The sequence below is a fragment of the Jiella pacifica genome (genome assembly GCF_010500815.1).
Lineage (GTDB): Bacteria > Pseudomonadota > Alphaproteobacteria > Rhizobiales > Rhizobiaceae > Jiella > Jiella pacifica.
Genome location: NZ_JAAAMG010000014.1, coordinates 67,810 through 90,769 on the forward strand (window position 1 = coordinate 67,810; position 22,960 = coordinate 90,769).

22 protein-coding genes are annotated in these 22,960 nt (G+C 68.6%); 10 read left to right on the plus strand and 12 right to left on the minus strand.

Translation table 11 applies throughout. From position 1 onward, the window contains the following. Positions 1 to 56: 56 nt before the first annotated feature. The 7 genes from GTK09_RS16820 to GTK09_RS16850 all read right to left on the minus strand — a co-directional run bounded on the left by GTK09_RS16820 (position 57) and on the right by GTK09_RS16850 (position 6,843). Positions 57 to 1,997, minus strand: a complete 1,941-nt coding sequence (locus tag GTK09_RS16820) for a putative bifunctional diguanylate cyclase/phosphodiesterase (RefSeq protein ID WP_203561079.1) — start codon at positions 1,995 to 1,997, stop codon at positions 57 to 59. 255 nt (positions 1,998 to 2,252) lie between these two features. After that, entirely contained in the window at positions 2,253 to 2,930 is a 678-nt protein-coding gene (locus tag GTK09_RS16825; protein ID WP_163464625.1) for a DUF998 domain-containing protein, read from the minus strand. Positions 2,931 to 3,126: 196 nt separating this feature from the next. Further along, positions 3,127 to 4,296, minus strand: a complete 1,170-nt coding sequence (locus GTK09_RS16830) for a zinc-dependent alcohol dehydrogenase (protein WP_163464626.1) — start codon at positions 4,294 to 4,296, stop codon at positions 3,127 to 3,129. A 136-nt stretch (positions 4,297 to 4,432) separates the two neighbouring features. Continuing rightward, on the minus strand, positions 4,433 to 4,627 hold the full coding sequence (locus GTK09_RS16835) for a hypothetical protein (RefSeq protein ID WP_246217958.1): 195 nt from the start codon (positions 4,625 to 4,627) through the stop codon (positions 4,433 to 4,435). Between the two features lie 116 nt (positions 4,628 to 4,743). After that, positions 4,744 to 5,613 (minus strand): S49 family peptidase, encoded by an 870-nt coding sequence (locus GTK09_RS16840; protein ID WP_163464627.1) that lies wholly within the window; start codon positions 5,611 to 5,613, stop codon positions 4,744 to 4,746. A gap of 114 nt (positions 5,614 to 5,727) precedes the next feature. After that, complete coding sequence (locus GTK09_RS16845; protein ID WP_163464628.1) at positions 5,728 to 6,558, minus strand: tRNA1(Val) (adenine(37)-N6)-methyltransferase; 831 nt, start codon at positions 6,556 to 6,558, stop codon at positions 5,728 to 5,730. 57 nt (positions 6,559 to 6,615) lie between these two features. Next, complete coding sequence (locus GTK09_RS16850) at positions 6,616 to 6,843, minus strand: putative signal transducing protein (RefSeq protein WP_163464629.1); 228 nt, start codon at positions 6,841 to 6,843, stop codon at positions 6,616 to 6,618. Positions 6,844 to 7,180: 337 nt separating this feature from the next. Between GTK09_RS16850 and GTK09_RS16855 the strand changes: the two genes are divergently transcribed. From GTK09_RS16855 to moaB, 4 genes are all read left to right on the plus strand, one after another. After that, entirely contained in the window at positions 7,181 to 8,197 is a 1,017-nt protein-coding gene (locus GTK09_RS16855; protein ID WP_163464630.1) for a polyprenyl synthetase family protein, read from the plus strand. Between the two features lie 211 nt (positions 8,198 to 8,408). Beyond that, a complete protein-coding gene (locus GTK09_RS16860) occupies positions 8,409 to 10,310 on the plus strand; it encodes a tetratricopeptide repeat protein (protein WP_312869909.1) in 1,902 nt (633 codons plus the stop codon). A gap of 34 nt (positions 10,311 to 10,344) precedes the next feature. After that, positions 10,345 to 11,295 carry a 4-(cytidine 5'-diphospho)-2-C-methyl-D-erythritol kinase gene (locus tag GTK09_RS16865; protein WP_163464631.1) on the plus strand — a complete coding sequence of 317 codons (951 nt, stop codon included), beginning with the start codon at positions 10,345 to 10,347 and terminating at the stop codon, positions 11,293 to 11,295. Then, positions 11,292 to 11,840: a molybdenum cofactor biosynthesis protein B gene (gene moaB / locus GTK09_RS16870; RefSeq protein WP_163464632.1), complete on the plus strand. Its 549-nt coding sequence runs from the start codon at positions 11,292 to 11,294 to the stop codon at positions 11,838 to 11,840. Before GTK09_RS16865 ends, moaB begins: the two co-directional genes overlap by 4 nt. Positions 11,841 to 11,852: 12 nt before the next feature. Here moaB and GTK09_RS16875 read toward each other — a convergent pair whose 3' ends face one another. Further along, positions 11,853 to 14,312: a peptidoglycan DD-metalloendopeptidase family protein gene (locus GTK09_RS16875; RefSeq protein ID WP_163464633.1), complete on the minus strand. Its 2,460-nt coding sequence runs from the start codon at positions 14,310 to 14,312 to the stop codon at positions 11,853 to 11,855. 243 nt (positions 14,313 to 14,555) lie between these two features. Further along, positions 14,556 to 15,203 (minus strand): DUF1036 domain-containing protein, encoded by a 648-nt coding sequence (locus tag GTK09_RS16880; RefSeq protein ID WP_246217959.1) that lies wholly within the window; start codon positions 15,201 to 15,203, stop codon positions 14,556 to 14,558. Between GTK09_RS16880 and GTK09_RS16885 the strand changes: the two genes are divergently transcribed. The 4 genes from GTK09_RS16885 to GTK09_RS16900 are packed head-to-tail and all read left to right on the plus strand — an operon-like array spanning position 15,196 to position 17,342. Then, positions 15,196 to 15,726, plus strand: a complete 531-nt coding sequence (locus tag GTK09_RS16885; RefSeq protein ID WP_163464634.1) for a hypothetical protein — start codon at positions 15,196 to 15,198, stop codon at positions 15,724 to 15,726. The genes GTK09_RS16880 and GTK09_RS16885 overlap by 8 nt on opposite strands. 18 nt (positions 15,727 to 15,744) lie before the next feature. After that, positions 15,745 to 16,440, plus strand: coding sequence for a MotA/TolQ/ExbB proton channel family protein (locus GTK09_RS16890; protein WP_163464635.1), 696 nt, complete (start codon positions 15,745 to 15,747; stop codon positions 16,438 to 16,440). A 3-nt stretch (positions 16,441 to 16,443) separates the two neighbouring features. Then, positions 16,444 to 16,896, plus strand: a complete 453-nt coding sequence (locus GTK09_RS16895) for an ExbD/TolR family protein (RefSeq protein ID WP_246217960.1) — start codon at positions 16,444 to 16,446, stop codon at positions 16,894 to 16,896. Beyond that, positions 16,893 to 17,342 (plus strand): biopolymer transporter ExbD, encoded by a 450-nt coding sequence (locus GTK09_RS16900; RefSeq protein ID WP_163464637.1) that lies wholly within the window; start codon positions 16,893 to 16,895, stop codon positions 17,340 to 17,342. The genes GTK09_RS16895 and GTK09_RS16900 overlap by 4 nt, the downstream gene beginning before the upstream one ends. A gap of 472 nt (positions 17,343 to 17,814) precedes the next feature. On the opposite strand, the gene GTK09_RS16905 is transcribed toward GTK09_RS16900, so the two are convergent. Next, a complete protein-coding gene (locus GTK09_RS16905; RefSeq protein ID WP_163464638.1) occupies positions 17,815 to 18,126 on the minus strand; it encodes a hypothetical protein in 312 nt (103 codons plus the stop codon). Between the two features lie 799 nt (positions 18,127 to 18,925). On the opposite strand from GTK09_RS16905, the gene GTK09_RS16910 reads away from it, so the two are divergent. Beyond that, the gene (locus GTK09_RS16910; protein ID WP_163464639.1) at positions 18,926 to 20,206 is read left to right on the plus strand and encodes a hypothetical protein; all 1,281 of its coding nucleotides are present in this window, start codon (positions 18,926 to 18,928) and stop codon (positions 20,204 to 20,206) included. A 45-nt stretch (positions 20,207 to 20,251) separates the two neighbouring features. On the opposite strand, the gene GTK09_RS16915 is transcribed toward GTK09_RS16910, so the two are convergent. Together GTK09_RS16915 and GTK09_RS16920 are read right to left on the minus strand one after the other, a co-directional pair. Then, complete coding sequence (locus GTK09_RS16915; RefSeq protein ID WP_163464640.1) at positions 20,252 to 21,265, minus strand: hypothetical protein; 1,014 nt, start codon at positions 21,263 to 21,265, stop codon at positions 20,252 to 20,254. Positions 21,266 to 21,358: 93 nt separating this feature from the next. Then, on the minus strand, positions 21,359 to 22,207 hold the full coding sequence (locus tag GTK09_RS16920; protein ID WP_163464641.1) for a hypothetical protein: 849 nt from the start codon (positions 22,205 to 22,207) through the stop codon (positions 21,359 to 21,361). Between the two features lie 251 nt (positions 22,208 to 22,458). Between GTK09_RS16920 and rpsU the strand changes: the two genes are divergently transcribed. Further along, a complete protein-coding gene (rpsU, locus tag GTK09_RS16925) occupies positions 22,459 to 22,686 on the plus strand; it encodes a 30S ribosomal protein S21 (RefSeq protein WP_163464642.1) in 228 nt (75 codons plus the stop codon). Positions 22,687 to 22,960: the final 274 nt, after the last annotated feature.

Consider the following 22,960-nt stretch of genomic DNA (forward strand, 5'->3'; position numbering starts at 1 on the left):
GGGCGGACGCGACCGTTCGTCCGTCGCCGACGAAACTGCCGGACCGCAACGTGCAGTCAGGCTCGTGCCAGCCGTTCGTCCGGCTGTGCCTTGTCCTCGACCCAGGCGACGAGTTCGTCGATCGGCATCGGCCTGGCGAGCAGGTAGCCCTGATAGAAGTCGCAGTCGATCGACTGGAGGAAGTGGAGCTGCGTTGCGTCCTCCACGCCTTCCGCAATGCATTGCATCCGCATCGACTTGCAGAAGGCAATGACGGCGGAAAGAAGCTCGCGGCCCTCGGCATCGTCGGCGCCGGCGACGAAGCTGCTGTCGATCTTGACCTTGTCGATCGGCAGCCTGCGTAGATAGCTGAGACTCGACTGGCCGGTGCCGAAGTCGTCGAGGGCGATCTTGATCCCGAGCGAGCGAAGCAGCCGCATCGATGCCTCGGCAGCCTCGAAGTCCCTGACCACCGCCGTTTCCGTCAACTCCATGACGAGCCGCGACGGGTGAACGCCCGAGCGCCGCACCAGCGCCATGATGGCGACGACCGTCTCGTGGCACGTGATGTCGTGCGCCGACAGATTGAAGGAGAGCATCACCCCCGTCGGAAGGCGCTCGAGACAGGCGAGGGCCTTGCCGAGAAGCGTCAAGGTCAGGCGGTGCATGATGCCCGCCCGCTCCGCGAGCAGGATGAAGACGTCGGGCGCGACCCGACCGAGTTCGGGGCTCGTCCAGCGCGCCAGAGCCTCGACGAACACGATGGTTTGCCCGTCGATGCTGGCGATCGGCTGGAGATGGACCTCCATCTCGCCGTCGAGGTCCGCCACCTGAAGGGCGGCTTCCACCGCCCGTTCGGAGCGGATGCGCTTCTCGTGTTCGGGCGAGTAGAGCGTCGCAAAGCCGCGGCGCTCGCTCTTGGTCTTGTAGAGGGCGTAGTCGGCGCCGTCGTAGAGTTCGCGCGAGGTCCCGGAAATGTCGCGCGTCGTCGCCACCCCGCAAGAGGCGCCGATCGAGACGGTGATGTCTTCCAGCTGGAATGGCTCCGAAAGGACCTGGCAAACATGTCCGGCAAGCGCCATGGCCTTTGCTTCGTCCCCCTCGATCACGAAGGCGAACTCGTCGCCGCCCAGACGTGCCACGAGGCCATGATCCGCGAAGATGTCACGCAGGCGCTCTCCGACCGCTTCGAGAAGTTCGTCGCCAACCACATGACCGAAGGTGTCGTTCGCGGCCTTGAAGCGATCGAGATCGATGACGCCAAGGGCAAGCTCCCGCCCGTCCGTGCGGCAGCGTTCGATGCTGCGGTCGGCCTCTGAGAAGAAGAGGCGCCGGTTCGGCAGCCCGGTCAACATGTCGGTATGGGCGAGCTTGGTGATCTCCCGGTTCAGTTTCTCCGTGTGTACCTGCGTCCGGATCAGCATCGCGAAGCCGTCGAAACTATTGAGGAGGACGCGGATCATCACGAGCGTGACGAGGAGGATGTTGAAGCCGATGGCGGTGTAGACCGCGTCGTCGGGCGATACGTAGAAGGCGAGGTACGGAAGAGTGACGATCGCCGTGACCGCCAACGCCGCCTGGGGCAGATGCATCAGACAGAAAATGCAGCCGATCACCGTGATCGCGATGAAGATGGCGACGTGAGTTTGCTGATGCTCGTCACCATATTGGCTCAAATGCAGCGACCAGGAGATGTAGGCGAGCGCGATCACCGATCCCAGTATCGTGGTGCGCTTCAGAAGCCGGACAGCTTCCTCTTCGCCGACCGTCGCCGCGGGGGAACGCACCCATTTCACCAGGCGGACGACGCTGACCGTCACCAGCACGGCCGGGATCCAGACTGCCATCCACTGGGGCGCGGTACCGTAATGGGTGTAAGCGACCGCAAGGGCATTCATGCTCAGCAAAGCGTAGAGGAGCGGGATCTGCCGCTGCAACTCGCGGAACTGTGCTTGAGCAAGTCCGGGCTCGATGGTCCGGAATGTCAGCCAGTCGATGGATTTCTTGAAAACGACCACGTTAGCCTCCGCGCAGGATATATCCTTACGAAAGCAGCATTAAGCCTAAGTTAGCTCGACGGATTCTCGACCGATCCGGCATCGGGCGTCTAAACAGGTGGTCGCTCGTCATCGATGTCACTACAGCTAGAGACTGCAGCTGCGCCGCCGCGGATGTCGACACGCAGGTGGAATCGCAGGCTGTCGAAGCGAACATCCCGAACGCCCCCCGGAACGACCTGGCGGCCCGCCGTCGGTCAAACGTTGTCGCGCCTCCTACCAGTCGCCGAGAACCGGCAGCCGCGTCGCCCTCCCCTTCGCGCGGTCGATCAGCAATTTCGACACGGCCAGCAGCCAGACGATCATGATCATGCCGACGCAGCGCTCGATCAGCCCGTCGATCGAGGTTGGCGAGAACCAGAAGGCCGCAGCGCCCGCCACCCAGAGGATCGCGCAGGCGATGTTGAACCAGAACCAGCGGCGGCGGAAGCGGTAGAAGCCGGCGGCCGTCAGGAGCGCCGAGGCGGTGAAAACCAGCGCCATCACGCCGACCACCGGCAGATGGATGACGAGGCCGCCCGGCTCGCCGTCGCCATATTCGCCATGGGCGCCGATGACGACGATGAGGATCGCCATGAGGGTCAGGAGCCAGGAGCCGGCCGTCCAGCTCCAATTGCCCCAGTGCAGCCGGCGCAGGCCGGCGGCGGCGGCGAGAACTCCGGCGGCGAAGGCATAGAGGCCGATGTCCATGATGACGGCGTAACGGCCGGCGGCGAGCGCGCTGATCGTATCAGCGATCATGCCCTCGTTCGGCCGGACGATCACGCCCACGACGTTTGCGGTCACCGCGGCGATGCAGCCGAGGATGCCGACGACGCCGCAGAAGTAGAAGAGGCGCGGATGGCTGGCGTCGTCATGGCTTTCCTTGCCGTGGCCGGCCTCGATGTCCAGCATTGGTCTCGCTCTCCTCTCGGCGTTTGTTCAACAGGGCGGCATGCCGGACCTCGTCCCGGTCCCACCGACTATGACCCAGGCGCTCGTCACTGAAATGACGCCGCAACCGCAGCGGGTCGGCGCGTTCCTGACGCACAATGGCCGCGGCACCCATGCCGCGGCCATCCAACGAAGCCTCTTTGGAGCGCTGCACCCGTTACGGCGTCAGCACGACCTTGGTGCAGCCATCCTTCTTGTCGCGGAACGTCTTGTAGAGGTCCGGGCCGTCTTCCAGCGTGCCGCGATGGGAGATGAAGGAGGTGGTATCGAACTGGCCTTCCTGGATGCGCACCAGAAGGTCGTCGGCCCATTTGTTGACGTGGGTCTGGCCCATCTTGAAGCTCAGCGACTTGTTCATCGCCGCGCCGAAGGGGATCTTGTCGACGAGGCCGCCATAGACGCCGGGCACCGAGATCGTGCCGCCCGGACGGCAGACATAGATCATCTCGCGCAAGACATGCGGCCGATCGGTCTCGGCCATCACCGCCTGCTTGGCGCGGTCGTAGAGGTGCTCGACCCCGTAGCCAGAATGGGCCTCCATGCCGACGCAGTCGATGCAGGCGTCCGGGCCCTTGTTGTCGGTCAGCTCGTTCAGCCGCTCGACGGTGCTCTCGTTCTGGAAGTCGATGGTGATGGCGCCCATCCGCTGGGCAATGGCCAAACGTTCGGGCACCTCGTCGATGACGACCACCTGCTTCGCCCCCTGGATGATGGCGCTCTGCAGTGCGAACAGGCCGACCGGGCCGGCGCCCCAGATCGCCACGGTGTCCGTCGGCTTGATGTCGCAGTTCTTGGCGCCCTGCCAGCCGGTCGGCAGGATGTCGCCGAGGAACAGCACCTCCTCGTCGGTCATGCCGTTGGGAACCTTCACCGGCCCGACATCCGCATAGGGCACGCGGACGAATTCGGCCTGGCCGCCGGAATAGCCGCCGGTCAAATGCGAGTAGCCATAAAGACCAGCGGTGGTGTGGCCGAACATCTTGGCGGCGAGGTCGGCATTGCGGTTGGAGCGCTCGCAGACGGAGAAGTTGCCGCGCTTGCACTGATCGCATTCGCCGCACACGATGGTGAATGGCACGACGATCCGGTCGCCGACCTTCAGCTTCTTGGTGTCGCGGCCGACCTCCATGACCTCGCCCATGAACTCATGACCGACGATGTCGCCCGATTCCATGCCGGGCATGAAGCCGTCGTAAAAGTGGAGATCCGACCCGCAGATCGCGCAGGCGGTCATCTTGATGATCACGTCGCGACCGTCCTCGATCGTCGGATCGGGGACGCTTTCGCATCGCATGTCGTGCTTGCCGTGCCAGGTGATGGCCTTCATCGTCGCCTCCGTCAGATAGGAATATCGACAGGGGAATCGGGGCGAAGGGCCGCATGTTCCATTCCCGTGGCTGGCTGCTTTGGCAGTCAGCTACGGGTTGCGACGACGAAGAAGATCGACGGCAAGAGGTGCCGCGTCAGTCCTTGCGGACGCGATAGACGCCATCCGGGCCGCGCACGAGCGTTCCCTGCGCACCGGTGCGCACCTCCGCTTCGGCCTGCCGGTTTCGCTCGGAGACCTTCTCGGCATCCTTCGCCATCTGCTTGAAGCCGAGCCAGGCCGCGGCTCCGACGAGGCCCAGGAGTATGAGCTGGGGCATCGCTTCGATCATCTCCAAAACACACCTTCTGTCGCCATTATGCGCCTTCGCCGCCATGCCGGCAATTCACCATCTGCGGCGTACTCGCCCGTTGTCGGGAGAACATTCGCGCGCAGAGGCAGCGATCCTCAGAGCCCGAATCTCGCCCAGACCGCCCGCTCCTCGATCTGGGCGAAGATCCGGTCGGCCACGCCCTCGCCGATCGCGGCGAGGCCGCTTTCCGATCCGGTGCTGATGCCCTTCGGCTTGCGGCCGAAAAGCGAGCGGCCCTGGCTGATCAACTCCAGCTTGACGGTCTCGCCGTAGCGCAGCCGCAGCGTCTCGCGGATGTCGCCGAGGGCGTCGACGAGGCCGAGGTCGAGCCCCCGCTTGCCGGACCAGAACAGGCCGGAGAACATCTGGTCGTCCTCGACGAGCCTTGCGCCCCGCCGCGACTTGACGAGATCGATGAACGTGTCGTGGATCTCCAGTTGCAGCGATTTCAGATGGGCGACGTCCTCCGGCTTTTCCGGCTGGAACGGGTCGAGCGTCGCCTTGTTCTGACCGGCGGTGTGGACGCGGCGCTCGATGCCGAGTTTGGCGATTGCCTCGACGAAACCGAAGGAGCCGGAGACGACGCCGATCGAGCCGACGATGGAGGACGGATCCGCGATGATCTCGTCGCCGGCGCAGGCGATCATGTAGCCGCCGGAGGCCGCGACGTCCTCGACGAAGACGAGGACGGTCTTCTGCTTTTCGTCGGCCAGATCGCGGATCCGCTTGAAGATCAGCCGCGACTGCACCGGCGAGCCGCCGGGCGAGTTGACGACGATGGCGACGGCCGGCGCCGCCTTGTCACCGAAGGCCTTTTCGAGCAGCGGCGCGGCCGTCGCGATCGACAGTCCCTGCCGGAAGGGCGAGCTGGAGGCCGCGATCATGCCCGAGAGCTTGACCACCGGAATGGTGACGCCCTCCCGACGAAAGCGCTTCGGGAGGAATTTCTTGAGCGGGTTGGCCAAGAGGATGCCTTTGGGTGCGGTTCTTCTAAAAGATCCCCTCGCATTTAAGCACTCCCCGCGGCTTCGCAAACGGTGCGGTTCGGCGACGTTCGCCTGCGCCCGACCGCGACGGGTTCACATCTCGGCGAGGGGAAGCGTCGCGGTGCCTCGGGCGATGCCTTCGGACAGCTCCGCCGGGTGGCCGCCCGCATCTTCGAGGGCGATCCCTTCGAGCAGCCGCAGCGGCGCGCGCGTGCCTCGTCTCGCCGTGACGACGATGCGCTCTGCCGGCGCTCCTGCCCGGGTATGGACCGGCAGGACGGTCACGCCGCCGAGACGGGCCTCGAGTGTTTGCAGGACCTCGCCGAGACGATCCGCCCTCAACACCGCCACCAGTCGCCCTTTCGGCGCCAGCAGCGCGGCGGCGACGGCGAACCAGCGGCCGAGCGACATCCCGTCTTGGGCGAACAGTGCCTTGTCGCGCACCGGATCCGGTGGCCGGCGGTGGTTCGCCGGATGGAATGGGGGATTGGTCAGAACGAGATCGAAGGCCGAATCACCGAGGCCGGCAGCCCCGCGCGGGACGCGGCCGGCGCCGATGTCGATCTCGGTAACAGCGATGCGGCTCGCAAAGGCAGCGTTCTGCGGCAGGGCCAGCGAGTGGCGGCAGAGCGCCGCCATGATCGGTTGGGCCTCTGCGAGCGTCACCGTCGCCGCCGGCGCGCGAAGCGCCGCGCTGAAGCCGACGACACCCGATCCGGCACCGAGATCGGCGATCCTGCCGGCGAATCCGGAGGCGACGCAGGCGGAAAGCAGCATGGCGTCGAGGCCCGAGCGGTAGCCCCAGCCCTTCGGCTGAAACACCGTGAAGCCACCGCTATGAAAGGCGTCGAGCCGCACCGGGCGGCCGTCGATCGTCACATCGCCGAAGGGATCGGCCACCATCGCCGGTCGGATCTCCGTCAAGCCCGCATCGGCCGGCTCGCGCATCATTCGGCCCCACGCATCATTCGGCCCCACGCGTCATTCGGCCATGGAGATCTCGTGGCCGAGATCGGCATCGCGCAGGAGCCGGCGTGCCTGGTCGAGGCACTCCGGATCGACGAGGACGCGCCGGGGCAGGACGCCGATCGAGCCGTCGAGAATGCTCATATGGGCGTCCGCGACGAAATGCACGATCTCGGCATCCTTCAGCAAGGCGTCGACGAACGAGATCAGCACCGCGTCGTTCGATCGCATGAGTTCCTTCATGATGCATCCTTTCAACCGACGGCGTTTCGCCGCCCCGCGGGCCGGCCTCCATCTTTCCGATGGCACAACGCCTTGTCGAGGCCGAAAGTGCCGTGCCGCCCGCAGCGAGCCTGAGAAGGCGACGCCCGCCCCCCCGTCACGGCGAATTTCATGCGTGATCTGAGCTTCGAATGGACGCGCGGCGCGAAGACGCCATCTTGGCGACCAGGGATGCTGCGCTCCGCCCGCTTGCAGGTGGCTGCGACGAACGCGCGACCACCGCCCTTGCGGGGGGCCGCGCCCTCGGCCTATTGCAGCGCAGAAATCGCTCTGCGGAGAGCTCGAATAACGGAGAAGCATGGTGAGCCTGGCCATCCGCGCCGCACAGCGGCAGACCCGCGGGTCGATCGATCCGATCCTCGCGCTGACCAAAGAGGACATGGCGCGGGTCAACGATCTGATCCTCGCCATGGCTGGCTCGAACGTGGAACTCATCCCGCAGATCGCCGAACATCTCATCTCCTCGGGCGGCAAGCGGCTGCGGCCGATGCTGACCATCGCCTCGGCCCTGGCCCATGGCTATGACGGCGCCGATCACGTCAAGCTCGCCGCCAGCGTCGAGTTCATGCACACCGCGACGCTGCTCCACGACGACGTCGTCGACGAGAGCGACATGCGGCGCGGCAAGAGCACGGCGCGCACCATCTGGGGCAATCAGGCGAGCGTCCTCGTCGGCGACTTCCTGCTGGGCCAGGCCTTCAAGATGATGGTCGAGGTCGGTTCGCTCGACGCGTTGGCGATCCTGTCTGCAGCGTCGGCGGTGATCGCCGAGGGCGAAGTCTGGCAGCTCGCGGCCGCCAAGCAGATGACCACAAGCGAGGCGGACTATCTCGCCGTCATCGACGCCAAGACCGCCGCGTTGTTCTCCGCCGCCACGGAGGTCGGACCGGTGATCGCCGGCAAGGGCGAGAGCGAGCGCGCGGCGATGCGCGACTATGGCCGCTCCCTCGGCCTGGCGTTCCAGCTCGTCGACGACGTCCTCGACTATCGCAGCTCCCTGGCCGATCTCGGCAAGAACACCGGCGACGACTTCCGCGAAGGCAAGATCACCCTGCCGGTCATTCTGGCCTATGCGAAGGGCGACGCCGAGGAGAAGGCCTTCTGGCAGAGCGCGATGGAGGGCGGCCAGAACGACGACGCGGCGCTTGCCCGCGCCAAGGAACTGCTGCAGAGCCACGGCGCCCTCGAAGCGACGATCGAGCGGGCGCGGGACTTCGGTCAGGAGGCCTATCGCGCCGCCGCGACCCTGCCGCCCTCGCCGGCCCGAGAGGCGATGCTCGGCGTCGTCGACTTCTGCGTCGATCGGCTGAATTGATCGGCTCGACCGACGCGATCCGGGCCACTTCGACGTGATCGCCGGCATTGCCGCGGGCCTCGTCGCATTGCGGTCAAGGTCTTTGTGCAACACGCCGAAGAGACTTGCAAATTGTCGCGAGTTCGCGTCACTTCGCGAACCGTCCGGGCTGCCCCGGCCGCGGCACCTTGCAAGGAAACCGCACCGGCCCCGCCGGAGGAAAGGATCCATCGTGACGCTTTCGCGCCTCTTCACCACCTTGATGGCGTCGGCCGTGATCGTTCTTGCAGGGAGCGGGGCGGGCCGTGCGGCCGGGCAGGACGGGCTGTCCGCCCTGGCGAAGGCGCCGGTGGAGATCGCCGGCTCGCTCTCTGGCGCCTATCTGGCGGCCAAGACCGCCCAGGCCTCGGGCGATCTCGACGCCGCGAGCGACTTCTACACCCAGGCGCTGTCGATCGACCCGACTGCGGAGGCCCTGCAGCAGGACGCGATGTTCGCCTATCTGGCGGACGGACGGTTCAAGGACGGCGTCGACCTCGCGGCGAAGCTTCGCGACGACGCGAACGTCTCGAAGGTGGCGCGAATCACCCTCGGCGTCGACGCCCTGACGAAAGGCGACTTCGAGGCCGCGATTTCCGAATTCGACGTCGTCAATCCGACCGATCTCGACGCGCTTCTCCTCGCCCATCTGATGGCCTGGGCCGAGGTCGGCGCCGGCCGGGTCGACGAGGCGCTGTCGCGGATCGATCAGAGCACCGGCGCACCCTGGTACGCGATCTTCAACGCCTATCAGAAGGGCCTGATCGCCTCGCTCGCCAACCGGCCGCAGGTGGCGCGCACGGTGTTGTCGAAGGTCGTCGGGGACCAGACCCTCGCCCGCACCTCTCCAGACGCCTATCTCGGCGCCGCCGACGCCCTCGCCCGGCTCGAGGTGCGCGAAGGCAACAAGCAGGCTGCGCTGAAGGCGGTCGATGCCGGGCTTGCCGTCGCGCCGAACTACACGCCGCTGACCTTCCTGCGCGATCGAATCGATCGCGGCGAGACGATCGAGCCGGCCGCCGCCTCCGTTCAGGAGGGTGCGGCCGAGAGCCTCTACGTGCTCGGTCAGGCAATCAACCGGGGCGACGGCCGCGACGTCGCGCTGCTCTACTTCCAGCTGGCGAGGGCGCTGGCGCCGCGCAGCCCGGCGCTCCTGACCGCGCTCGCCGGCATCGCCGAGCAGGCGAACCAGCTGGAACTGGCCATCTCCTACTACAAGGAGATCCCCGAGAATTCCGCCTTCCGCCGGACCGCCGACCTGCAGATCGGCCTCGACCTCTGGTATGCCGAGAAGAAGGACGAGGCGAAACGGCATCTGGAACGGGCGGTGCGCGACTATCCGGACGACGTGCGCGCCCATACCGCGCTCGCCGACGTCCTGTCCGCCAACAAGGAATATGCCGAAGCGGCCGAGGCGCTGAACAAGGCGGTGGAACTCGCCAAGGCGGGCGACGAGGAGAACTGGAACCTCTACTATCAGCGCGGCATCGCCTACGAGCGCCAGAAGATGTGGGACAAGGCCGAGCCCGACTTCAAGAAGGCGCTGGAGCTTTCGCCCGACCAGCCACAGGTCCTGAACTATCTCGGCTATTCCTGGGTCGACATGAACCGCCATCTCGACGAGGGCCTCGACATGATCAAGCGGGCCGTCGACCTCAGGCCCAATGACGGCTACATCATCGACAGCCTCGGCTGGGCCTACTACCGCCTCGGCCGCTACGACGATGCCGTCGAGCAGCTCGAGCGGGCCGTCCTGATCACGCCGATGGAGCCGACGGTCAACGATCATCTCGGCGACGCCTATTGGCAGGTTGGCCGCAAGCGCGAGGCGAAGTTCCAGTGGGAGCGCGCCCTCGTCGGTAAGCCGGAGCCCGAGCCCGATCAGCGCCGGGCGATCGAGGCGAAGCTGAAGAACGGCCTGACGGGCACAGCTTCCAGCGAAAAGGCCGAAGCCGGCGACGCCGAGACCGCCCCGCGGGCCGAGGCCGAAGCCAAGTCCCCGGCAACCGACCTTCCCGCCAAGCCCGCCGCCGCACCGGCAAGCCAGCAGCCGTCGGAGGCGGCACCGGGCGCAGCCCCGACGACCACGAACTGACGGGTCTGCCGCACGAAGCCGGATGGTGGGACACATGGATGCCTTGACCGTTTCGGCCGAATGCCGGCTCGCACCCGCCAAGGTCAATCTCGCGCTCCATGTCGTCGGGCGGCGGGACGACGGCTATCATCTCCTGGAAAGTCTCGTCGTCTTCGACGCGGTGGCAAGCGACGAGGTCGTCGTCCGCCCGCGCGGCGACGACACCAGCCTCCGTGATCTGGAAGCGGGAATCGATCGCCTCGGCGTTTCCGGCCGCTTCGCCTCGAGCGTTCCGACCGGCGATGGCAACATACTCCTGCAGGCGGCCGCCCTCGCCCGCGCAGAACTCGCAAAGTTCGGGTTGTCGCTGCCTCCCCTCGACATTGCGCTGACGAAGCATCTTCCCGTCGCCGCCGGCATCGGCGGCGGCTCGGCCGATGCCGCGGCCCTCCTCGCCCTCGTTGCGGCCGATGCGCCCGGGGCGGCGCGGACGGCGCTTGCCGCCGCGGCCATTCGCCTCGGCGCCGACGTTCCCATGTGCCTCGAAGGACGGGCGGCCTTCGTGTCGGGCATCGGCGAGGCAATCCGGCCGGTCGAGGCGATGCCGGAACTTCCGATCCTGCTGGTCAATCCGGGCATTGCCGTCGAAACGGCCGTCGTCTTCCGCATGCTCGCCCGGCGCGACAATCCGCCGATGCCGGCGCTGCCGGGATACGGCTTTTCATCCCTTGCCGAACTCGTCGCCTATCTCGGCGAAACGCGCAACGACCTGGCGCTCGCCGCCGGGTCGCTGGCGCCCGGAATCGAGATGGCGCGGGCGCGGTTGCTGGCCGCCGGTGCTCTCTTCGCCCGCATGTCCGGATCCGGGGCGACGGTCTTCGGGCTCTTTGCAGACGCGGCTGCCCGCGACGAAGCGGCGCGGACCATCGCCGGGGAAGAGCCCGGCTGGTGGCTGTCGCGTCGCCCCGGCACCGACGCGCCGGACGACGGAAGGAATTTGCCATGAGCGACACCGAACGCACCTTCGTGCCCCTGTCGATTGCCGTCCTCACCGTCTCCGACACCCGCAGCCTCGCCGACGACCGCTCCGGCGACACCCTCGCCGACCGGCTGACCGGCGCCGGCCATCGCCTCGCCGACCGCAGGATCGTGACGGACGACGTCGAAGCCATCCGCACGGCGGTCAAGGCCTGGTGCGAGGACCCCGAGGTCGACGTCGTCATCACCACCGGCGGCACCGGCTTCACCGGCCGCGATGTTACGCCCGAGGCGCTCGAACCCCTGTTCGAGAAGCGGATGGACGGCTTTTCGGCGATCTTCCACCGGATCTCCTTCGAGAAGATCGGCGTTTCGACCATCCAGTCGCGCGCCACCGGCGGGGTCCTCGGCGCCACCTTCGTCTTCGTTTTGCCCGGCTCGCCCGGCGCCTGCCGCGACGGCTGGGACCACATCCTGAAGGACCAGCTCGACTACCGGCACCGTCCCTGCAACTTCGTCGAGATCATGCCGCGCCTCGACGAACATCTGCGCCGCGGCGGCCTCAGCGCCTGAGGCAGGTTTCCGTCAAGAGGCGATGCCGGCCTCGGCGAGGACGGCGAGGATCGCCTTGCGATAGGCGACGAAGGCCGGGTCCGGCCCGATCGGCGCCGGCGGCTGCGGGACGGGGGGTGACGAGTCGACCACCGCCGCGGGTGCCCGCCGGGTGCCGCCCCGCACCGAATGCATCTTCCGCTCGGCCCAGACGATGACGTCGCGCACCTTCTGGCCGGCGAGGAACGGGTTCGCCTTGATCACGCCGGCGCCGACGACGGCGACGACCGCCGCTTCCGGATCGGCCGAGAGCACCTGGTTGGCCCCGTCCATGCCGAGGAAATGGGCGAGATAGAGCCGCCCCGCGGTGATCCGATGGCCGCGCCTGACGAGATAAGCCTCGCCCTCCCGGGCAAGATTGCGGATCATCTCGCGCGACAGCGTCGGATCGTATCGAAGGTCGAGAATTTCCCGTGGCGAGAGGCTGCCGGCAAGGTCCGGCCGGTAGGTGCGGATCATCCGCAGCCAGGTCGAGGCGATGAACTGGCCGAGGCCGGTGGCGCTCGACAGGGGGTTCTTGGCGCGGGCATTGCCGCCGCTCTCCACCTTGACGATCCATGCGACGAGCTGATCGACGGCACCGGCCGCCGAGACCGCCGGCGCGGCATTGCCGGCAACAGCCGTGACGTCGGCGGAAACCGCGTGCTCGTTGGTGCCCAGAGGATTGATCGCCTCGCCGTCGGCATAGAGCTCGAAATGCAGGTGCGGCCCCGTCGACAGGCCGGTGGTGCCGACATAGCCGATCAGATCACCCGCCGCGAGCTTCTGCCCTGGTTTCAGCCCGGGCGCGAAGCGGCTGAGATGGGCATAGCGGGTCTCGCGCCCGCCGCCGTGATCGATTCGCACGAGATTGCCGTAGCCCTTCCCGTCCCCGGCATGAAGGAGAGTGCCGGCAAAGGCGGCATGGACCGCCGTTCCCCGCGGCGCCGCCCAGTCGACTCCCTTGTGGATGCGCACGGTCTTGAGGATCGGGTGCCGGCGCGGTCCGAAGGTGGAAGTCAGGACGCCCTCGACCGGCACGACCATGCCGTTCGTCGCGGCGGCCCCGGATGACGTGCCGCTCGGGCCGGGCCTGCTCCGGCCGTCGTGACAGGCGGGGGCCTCGGTGGAGGGCCGGAACACGAAGCAGGCGAGCGGCCCTTCGCCCCGGCTGACGGCGGCGTAGCGCACGCCCGCCGCCCCGGCCAAGCCGTCGCCGGCAGGCTTGGCATCGTAGAGCAGGTCGAAGCGATCGTTCGGTGTCGCGATGGCGTCGAGGTCGTGATCCCGCGACAGAAGCATGATGGCTTCGCCGACCACCTCCATCGGCACGCCGTTGCGGATGCCGGTGGAATAGATCGCATCGAGCAGCCGGTACTGGCGCTCGCCGGGCGGCTCCTCTCCGGCCCTTCGCGCCAGATCGACCGCAGCGAAGGGATCGGCGCCGAGGGAAAAGCTGCCGCCGGTTTCGCGGGCCAGCGTGCCGAGATAGGTCTGGCCGGCATAGAGCGACAGTTGCGCGACGAGGAGCCTGGCGTAGCTGCTTGGCCGCAGCCCGCGGAGGCCGATCACCATGTCGGGCGCGAGTTCCTCGATCTTCAGGAGATCGCGGGCAGCCGCAGCGGCAGCCGAGGCGTCCTCAGGTTCGAAGCCACGCTCGCTCAGGAACCGGATGAGCGGCAGCGGCGCGAGTATCCGCTCGCCGAACGTCTCGGTCTCCGCGAAACGCTCGCTCTCCGGGCGCAGCCAGGCGAGGCTCGTCGTGTCCTCGATCCGGGTCTTCTCGAAGACCGGCAGGGGCGCTGTGCCTTGGTCGACGGTCTCGCCCCAACCGGCGCCCTCGGCATCCTCGATGCCGGCGCCTGCATTCAGCGGATCATTCCCCGCCGCCTCCTCGTCCTCCTCCCCGACCGCCAAGGCATCACCTTCGTCCAGCCCCGCCGGCGGGGCGTCGCGCTGGGCTTGAAAGAAGGCGAAGTCGGCCTGGCTGGAGGGGATCTGGACCATCAGCCGCTCGCCGACGCTGACCAGCCGGTCCGACAGGAGCATCAGTTTCGGCGATGAAACCGTTTCCGAAAGGCTCTCGGGCCGATCGACGACCCTCAGCCGGGACGCGGGCCCGGCCGCGCCGCCGAGCGTCACGATCAGCGGATCGCCGGGCAGGTCGAGCATCGTCGGCCCGGCGATGCCCGCCTCGTCGAGGTTGGCCTCGATTGCGATCTGCGCCGCACCGTCGTCCTCGACGGCGAGATTGAGTTCCGCGTCGATCGGAATCGTGTCGTTTGCCGGCACAAGGGCGTAGAGGGCCGCACCGAGGCACAGCACGGCGCAGACCACTCCGGCGCCCAGCCGCTTTCGAACACGCCGCGCCGCGCGCTGGCGCCCTTGGTCGACACGGTCGCGGCGAAACGCCGGATCGATGCGGTGGGTCTCGGCTTCCTCGCGAACCGCCATCGCCGCCTCAATCGAAAGCGCAGGGGCTCGTGGCCGCGCCCGGCGGGGCAGAGGCTCCCGGCGCGAGGCCGGCCGCCGGCGTCGGATCGATCGAGATCGGCGGGTTCGGGAGCAAGTTCGGCGTCCTTCAAGACCTCCGGAATGGCTGCCGATGCTAGCGCAGCACGAGATCGATTTCTACCGATGATTGAATAAGACGAGTGGTCTGCGATCGGAGCCGAGGGCGGGTGTGCGGCACGCCGATCACGAGCGCGGCGACAGGAACAGCGTCCAGCGCGGCACCGCCTCGGTGTCGACCTCCAGGAACTTTGCCGGGCGGTAGCCCCGCTGGAAGCAGGCTTCGGTGCCGGCGATCTCGAAGCTCTTCGCGCCGACGCACATGTCGGTCGAACCATAGAGCACCGGGCGCCCGAAGACGTCTTCGGCATGGACATAGACGTAGCGGGCGGACAGTTCGTCGCGGATGGTGGTGGCACACCGGTTTGCGCCGACGATCCACCAGCCTCGGGTCGAAAAGCCGTCGCCGGCGTCGCGTCCGATGGCGACGTTGACGACGTCGAGGGACTGGTTGCAGACGACGAACTGGGCCTCGGCCGCTCCTGCCGGCAACAGGCCCGCGGCAAGGACTGCCGCGCCGGCGAGGGCCGGCGAGCTTCCGCTGCGTCGGCGGCGGCCTGGACATTCCAGGACATGCGCAGTTGCCGTCCGATCCCTACGCGACAGCGCCATGGGAAATCTGTATCCTTCAAGGCCAGCGTGATAGAGGTTTCTATCAAAGGTTGATGACGGGTTCCAGAGAGAGGGCGTGAGCGGCAGGATGAAGATCAGGGTCAATTCAGGCAGCGTATCGAACCGGCAACCGGCCGGGCGGAGGAATTTCGCGATGGTCATCCGGCAGTTCGTTCGGACGACAGCGGCCGTCGCACCGGCCGCGCTTCTCGTCGCCGGTCTGGCGCTCGGCGCAGGAAGCGCTCTCGCCCAGGAGAGCGGCGCCGCGACGCAGGGCGCAGAGACAGGTGAGGCTCAGACCGGCGGCACCGAGGCCGGCGCGCCGCCGGCAGCGCAGAGCGGTCTCGGCCTCGAACTCAACAACGCGGTCGACGACGCCGGCCTCTGCCGCCTGTCCTACGTCGCGGTGAACGACACGGGCCAGCCGCTCGCAAAGGTCTCCTACGACGTCGTCGTCTTCGACCAGAACGGCCAGGTCTCGCAGTTCCTCGTCCTGCAGTTCGGGCAGCTTCCCGCCGGCAAGACCAAGGTGGTGCAGTTCGATCTTGCCGATCAGCCCTGCGCCGGGATCTCGCGCATCCTCGTCAACGACATCGCCGAATGCGAGACGAGCCAGGGCAGCGCCGGCATCTGCATGGAGGCGCTCCGCCCGACGTCGCGCACCGCCATCACCTTCGACACGTAAGGGAGCGGCGGCAGCGCCATGTGGGAGATCATCGCCTCGCAGCTCCGCTCCAGCGCCGGCCCGATCCTCGTCGTTCTCGTGCTCCTGTCGATCGCCGGCCTTGCCGTGTCGATCGTCAAGGCGATCGAGTTCCGGCGGGCCGGGATCGGCAGGCCCAGCGAGAGCCGGTCTTTCGCCGGCAACGCCGGCCGGGCGCCGTTGCTGCGCGCCAACGTCCTCGCTGCAGCCAAAGGCGCCCTATCCGAAGCCCCGCCCGGGCCGGAAAGCCGCGAGCGCGCCGGCGCGCTGGCCGAGGAGGCGGCGATCGAGGGCCTTTCGCGGCTTTCGCGGCATCTGCCGTTTCTCGACGCAATCGTCCAGGCCGCGCCGATGCTCGGCCTGCTCGGCACGGTCTTCGGCATGATCGAGGTGTTCTTCACCATGTCCGGGACGCAAGGGGCGATCGATCCGGCGCTCCTGTCCGCCGGCATCTTTGCGGCCCTGATCACGACTGCCGCAGGGCTCGTCGTCGCCATCCCGTTCTTCTTCGCCGCCGCCTATTTCGACGCCGCGCTCGAAACCGAGACGCGGGCGATCGAGGGACTGATCCTCCGGGCGATCCACGGTGACGCGCCGCGCAGCGCGGCCTATTCGCGCCGACGCCTTGCGACGATCCCGTCCGACGAGGAAACCGCGAGCGGCGACCTCGACCGGGCGCTCGCCCGGCCGCGCTGATCCATGCGCCGGCCGCGGGCAAGAGCACGACGAGGCTTCGTCCTGACGCCGCTCGTCGACGTGATCTTTCTCCTTGTGATCTTCTTCGCCCTGTCCTCGCGCATCGCCCCCTTCGGCCTGATCCCCGTCAGCGGACAGGGGCGTGCGACCGTCGGCGGCAACGGCACCGAGACGACGCCCCGTTCCGTGGCACCGGCCGACGAGACCCTCGTCGTCCTGCGCGGAAGGGCGCGGCTCGGATCGCGCGTCCTTGCGCTCGACGCGCTTCGACCGGCGGCCATCCGGATGCGCGAAGCCGGCACCCGGTCGGTCCTTCTCCTGACCGCACGGAGCGCCCGCACCGAGGATGTCGCCAGGGCTCTCGATGCGCTCCAGCGCGCCGGCGTCGAAAACGTCCGTCTGATCGCGGCGCCAGCCGCAAGCGCCGAGACCGGCGGTGGGGAGGCTTCGCCATGAGCCTCCGACGCTCCGCTGCGAGCCGGGTTCTGCGGCCCGCCCGCCGCCGCCCCCGAGCCGATCCGGCCATGCCGACGATCAACATCGTCTTCCTCCTCCTCCTGTTCTTCCTCCTCGCCGGCACGCTCACCGCGCCGGGCGAGAGCGAGATCGACCCGGCAAGGGTCGGCGCCGAGGCCGGCGAGCGCCTGCCGCGACCGCTGCTGGCGATCACCGAGGACGGGGCGCTCAGCCTCGACGGGCGGACGATCGCCCGCGCCGAACTCGCCGAGGCGATCGCCGGGCTCACCGCGCCGGACGGCGGCGACACACCGATCCTCTACGTGCTGGCGGCGCGCGACCTCGCGGGAAGCGTTCTCGTCCAGATCCTCGGCGAGGCTTCGGCCGCCGGCGCCGCGACGAGCCTCGTCGTCCTCAATGCCGGCGGCGGGCAGGCCTCGCCATGAGGGCGCAGACTCGGCTCTGGGCGGCGGCCGGCGGCCTGTCGCTCGCCATCCATGCCGGGCTCGGAGCGCTGGCCCTCGCGCTCATGCCCGAGACGGGGCGGCAACCGGCGAAAGAAACCGCGATCACCATCGAAGAGATCGAGACCAGAACCACCAGCCTCACGCCGGCCCGCGCAACGAGAGCCCATCCCGCCCCCGCCGGCAGGGTGGATCCGGTGCGATCCGAGGCGCAGGCCCTGTCCGCCACGGCGCCGGCGAGCCGGGCAGACCGTGTGCCACCGACGTCGATCGACCCGCTGGGCCACGCCTCGGCAGAGACGTTGTCGGCGGCCGCGCCGCAAAAGCAACTTCGGCCGGACGATGCCGGACAGCAACCCGTCACGCTCGGTCCGTCGGCATCGATCGCGCCCGTGCCGAACGAGCCGATCCCCGCCCATGAAAGCCGTCCGCAGTCGACCGAACTCGCCGCCGTTCAGCCTGACACGGCCACGACGAACACTGCCAGACCGTCGCCTCCCGTCCCGGAGCCCGAGACAGCCGCCCCCGCCGCGCCGAAGGCGGTCGCTGCGGCCGAATTGCGGGGGATCGTCGCTCGCCCGGCGGCGCCCTTGCCGGTCGAATCTGCCGCGCCTCGGCCACTCGCGACGTCGCCGAGCGAAGCAGTCGCTGCGACGACCCGCCTCGCCGAGGTGGCAACGCCCGCCAGCCCGGAAGAACTTGCCGGGACGGCGCCAGGCACGGCGGCCACGAGAGCCTCGCCGGAACAGTTGTCGCCTTCATCCACGAACGAAAATTCTGCCGCCGAAACCGTGCGTCCTGCCCCCGCCGAATCCGCCAAGCTCGAACCGCAATCGCCCGAACCGACCGCGGCCGTTCGGCCGGCTGAATCTCCTCCGAGGCCGATGATTGCCGCGAGGACGCGGCCAAGCGCAATCGAGGCCGCCGGCGGCAGCGGAAACATCCTGGTCCCGCCGAAGTCGCCGGAACGAGCGGAGACCGTCATGGAGGTCGCGCGAGAGCTTTCACCGACGGGCCCCGGACCAGCTCTACAGGCGGCCGAAGCTGGCGATATGGCGTCCCCGGTCCTGCCCCGGGTCCTGAGGACGGAAACCGGCGCGGAGACGCCGGCGACTCCCCTCTCGCCGCGCATGGCGGCTCGAGTTGGAGCAGCGCCACCGGAGGCCTCGTCGCCCGCACCGATCGCCTTGGCGCAGTCCACCGGCGCCGGTCCGGTGCTGACGGCGAAACGCGCCGACGAGAGTGCGACGATCTTTTTGCCCCACCCGGTAGAGCAGCCTCGACCTCAAGAGGTCGAGGCCAGTGGGTCTTTCGAGCCGCTCGCGTCACGAAGGCCGCAACCGGGCCTGGCCGTTTCGGCGGCCACCCTCGCAGCGGCGGACGCCGAGACGATGGCCCTTGCAGCGGCGTCTCCCGTCGTTCCGCCGGCGAGACGGCGCCCCTCGCCCGTCGCCGCGGCCCGTCCGAGGCCGGCATCATCCGGGCGTCAGGACGAAACCCTGCTGGTCGGTGAGACGGCGGTGGGAACGATGGCCCCGAGAGCGGCCCCGAAGGAGCCGCCCGACTTGCCGGCGCCGACGATTCTCGACGGGCGAGCCGACCCGGCCGTGCGGGTGGCCGCGTCAGCCGCCGTCCCCGGCCGTCTCGCGGAGGCGAAAGGGGCGGCGGCCGAAGCGGTGCCTCCCGCGCCCTTGACCGGTAACGTCTCGGGTGGAGCGATCGTCCCGCGGGTGACGGCCGAAGTCGCCACCGCTTCGGATGCGCCCGACATCGCTCCGGAAGTGACGGCCGGCGCTGCCGCCACTCCGACTTCGGGGCTGCTGGCTGTCGTCCCGCGGGTCGGTGCCGATGCGGCCGCCGCTTCGACGCCGGGGCGTCTCGCCGTCGCTCCGCGGGCCCCTGCAGGTTCGATACTGGCCGCTTCGACACCTGCCGCCGACCTGGCGGCGTCGACCGCGCCGGTCATCCAGCCGCCCCAAACGGAACCGGCCAAGGCCGCCGCCGCGGTCTCCGCCTCCGTTTCCGGCAGGTTCGCACCGGTCGAGCCCAGCCAGGTCGCCTCCGCACGACCCGGCCGGATCGCGCCCGCCCCAGCGGCCCGTCGCGAAGAGGCCGAGCTGGCCGCGCTGTCGCCCCGCCGCCCGCAGACGATCGCCGGAACGCCGGGAGGCACGCATGAGCAGGCGCAAAGCGACGACGACGGGCCGCAGGCGACGCTCGCCGAGCTCGTCGCCGCCTATCCCGGGGGCAATTGCTTCGCCGCCTTGACGGAGGCCGGCAAGGCCGCCGGCGAGTTCCGCATCACCGCGCTCTCGGACGATCAGGGCCGGCTCGAGGACTTTGCCGACACCCTCATCGAGCAATCGCCGAAAGAGGCCTTCCGCCGCGTCTATATCGACGGCGGCGAAGTCGCCGAGGCGCAATGCCGCGCCCTCGCCTCGCTGCCGGACATGCCGGGCTATCCAGCCTATGGCCTGACGCTGGAGCTCGACCAGCGCCGGATCGTCAGCGGCAGGACGCTCGCCGGCGGCATCGCCGGCGTGCCGGCGGGGGACACGCTCGACCTTCTCCTCGTCGACGACGAAGGCCTCGTGCAGTCGCTCTCGAGCTACCTCACCCGGAAGGGCGCCACGGCAAGGTTCGAAGTGCCCGTCACCGCCTCGGGTCCCGAGACCCGCACGGCGCAGATCCTGATCGCCCTGACCCTGCCCGAAGCGCTGATCCATGCCGACGGCGCAGGCGGCGAGCCGGCCGGCCCGTTCTTCGAGGAGCTGGCCGAAACGCTGGCGGCAAAGGGCCTGAAGGGCGAGTTTGCCGTCGACCACTTCCTCGTCAGGCCGAGATAGCGTCGACGGGCAACGACACCGGCACGCCCGTCACCGCCTCGCCGATCAGTGGCGGGGCGCCCGCGGCTCGGCGACCCGGTCCGGCCGGCCGAGAACGCCGCCGGCAGCGCCGACGGCCATGCCGAGCAGCATCGCCACGAAGGCGGCGAGCGAGGCCCGCGCCAGCGCACTCGCGGCGGCGCGGCGCGCTGCTTCCATCTCCGTGCGGGCCTGGGCGAAACGCTCCGCGAAGCCGTCGAAGCGCCGCTCGGCTTCGGCCCTGGCGACGCCGGCCACTCCAGCGATGGCATCGACAGCGGCGCCGCGCGCCTGCTGGTCCCCGTCGGAGAGTGCCGCGACGACCTCGGCATAAACGACGTCGCGATCGGCTGGGGCGGCCGGTGCGGCAGATCCGGACGCCGGCGCACTTTGGTCGGGCGTCGCGGCCCCGGCCTCGGCCTCGGCCGCGCCGCCACTCGGTCGAGGAGCCGGCGCGAAGAGTTGTTCCGAGCTGCCCTTCAGGGAATCGGCGAGCGACGACGAGCCCGGGGCGAGCGCTTCGGCCGCCGTCGCCATCTCGCCGACCGACTGGCCGAGGACGCCGAAGGCGCCACCGACGAGGCTCGCCGCGCCGCTGCTGAGGAGATAGAGGGCGAGAAGGGCGGTGACCGCCCAGGTGACGACCCCGTGCAGCGCCCCGTCGATCCGCGACGGGACGCCGGCGAAGCGACCGGCCGCGAAGGCCCCGGCGAAGACGCCGACGAGCACCACGAAGACGGCCCAGAGGCCGCCAACCGAGACTATCCCGGAGGCCGTGCCGGTCGGCGACGAGAGGCCGACGCCGAGCCCGAAAAGGCCGAGCATGAACTGGATCATCAAGGCGAGGATCGCTCCGGCGAGAATGGCGCCCCAGGAGACGCGCCAGAGGTTTGCGGCCGGCGCACTCGCGCGCTCGCGCCCAAGATCGTTGATGCGTGTTTCCGCGTGGCGCGCCCGATCGCGCCCCGCACCCGACAAATCAGCGATTTCCGCCTCCCTACACTGGTTCGAGGGGGTCGAGCGCCCCGAGCGCCACCCCATTTCTTTCGGCCCCTGCGGCCTCCGCGAATGGGAGGCAGCCGCAGGCCATGATCGCAGAACGAACGCGGTCCGCGCCACGGTCGCCCGCTCCGCTTAGTGCCATCGCGCGCCGAGCTCCACCACCCGGCTGCGGTGCCGACCCAGAACACCGCCGAACAGACAGGCGAGCAAGGCGGCCAAGAGCGCAACGAAAGCGGAGAAGCAGGCCGTGCTGACGGCGCCCGCCGCCGCGGCGGCGGAACGGCGCGCGCTTCGCAACGCCCGATCATGCGCCTGCTGCCAAGCGATCAGCCGTCGCTCGGCCACCGGCTTCGTCACGCCGGCCGCAGCCTCGATCGCATCGACGGCGGCTGCAACGGCCGCTTCGTCCGCCGTTTCGTCGATACCGGCGAAGACAGTCGTCAGCGCGGTCCCGGTGTCGCTCCGGCTCGTCCCCGCGCGATCGGGAACACGGTCCTCGGCGCTTGCGGGATCGAGAAACATCTGAACCTCGCCTCGCAGTGCCGAGAGCTCCACGGAGGCGTCCGGCGACGGCACACGGGTAGCCACCGCCATCGCCGCGACGGCATTACCGACCGGACCGAGACTGCGGTCGACGAGCGCAGGCGGCCGCAGGGTCAGGATGACCACCGCGGCGAGCAGCGCACTCGAAAAGGTCAGGAGGCCGCAGAACAGCGCGTCGCGGAACCGGTGGGCATCGGCGAGACGCGCGCTGGCAAAACCGCCGATCGCGAAGGCGAGCGCGCTCGCCGCGACCCAGAAGACCCCGGCGATCGAGACGAAGGGCGCTCCCCGTCCGGCCTGGTACAAGTCCTCGATCAAGCCGAAGCCGGCCAGCGCGGCGCTGAGTTGCACCATCGCGGCAACGAGAACACCGGCCGCGGCCGCCTGAAAGACGGCGTCGGTCGATGCAAATGTCGGCGCTTGCTTCTGACGCTGCAAACTTCGTCTTCGCCTCAACTGAAGGGTCGACCGGCGGCAGCCGGTCACTGCGTCGTTGCCTAGCCATTCACTGCGGAAAACGCCAGCATCTCGTGCCTTGCCGGCTGATGGTTCGTCTTTCTGACGGTTTCTTTGCATCTCGACAAGACCCGGACGATCTGATAACGGAGCGCATCTTGCGGTGCGCGGTGCCTCGCCAGAACAGACCGCATTCTGAACCCAATTATCTAGCGCTATAAACGGAACACTCGGTGCAGATACTCGTCCGCGACAACAATGTGGATCAGGCGCTCCGCGCGCTGAAGAAGAAGATGCAACGCGAAGGCATCTTCCGCGAAATGAAAATGCGCAACTTCTACGAAAAGCCTTCGGAGAAGCGGGCGCGTGAAAAGGCCGAGGCCGTGCGTCGGGCTCGCAAACTCGCCCGCAAGCGCGCGCAGCGCGAAGGGGTTGCCGGCGGCGGTCGCGCCGCACCTTGAGGCTTGAGCCTCGCGGACAAATCGTCGCGCGGCCTGGCGGCGCGGCCATCCTTGCATGGGCCCGCCGAGACCTTTCTAAAGGTCGTTTTGCTGGCCGTTGACGGACCGGATACATCGCCGAGGGCAACACCCGCGGCGATTTTTCTGCGTTGGCAGCACGAACGATTTCAAAATACGGCCGCTTGTGCGAGATAGTATGAAAAGCTCACTCGAAACAGCTGGACGAACCACCATCGACATGCGGATCACCGATCGCCCATCGCCCGCCGCCTTT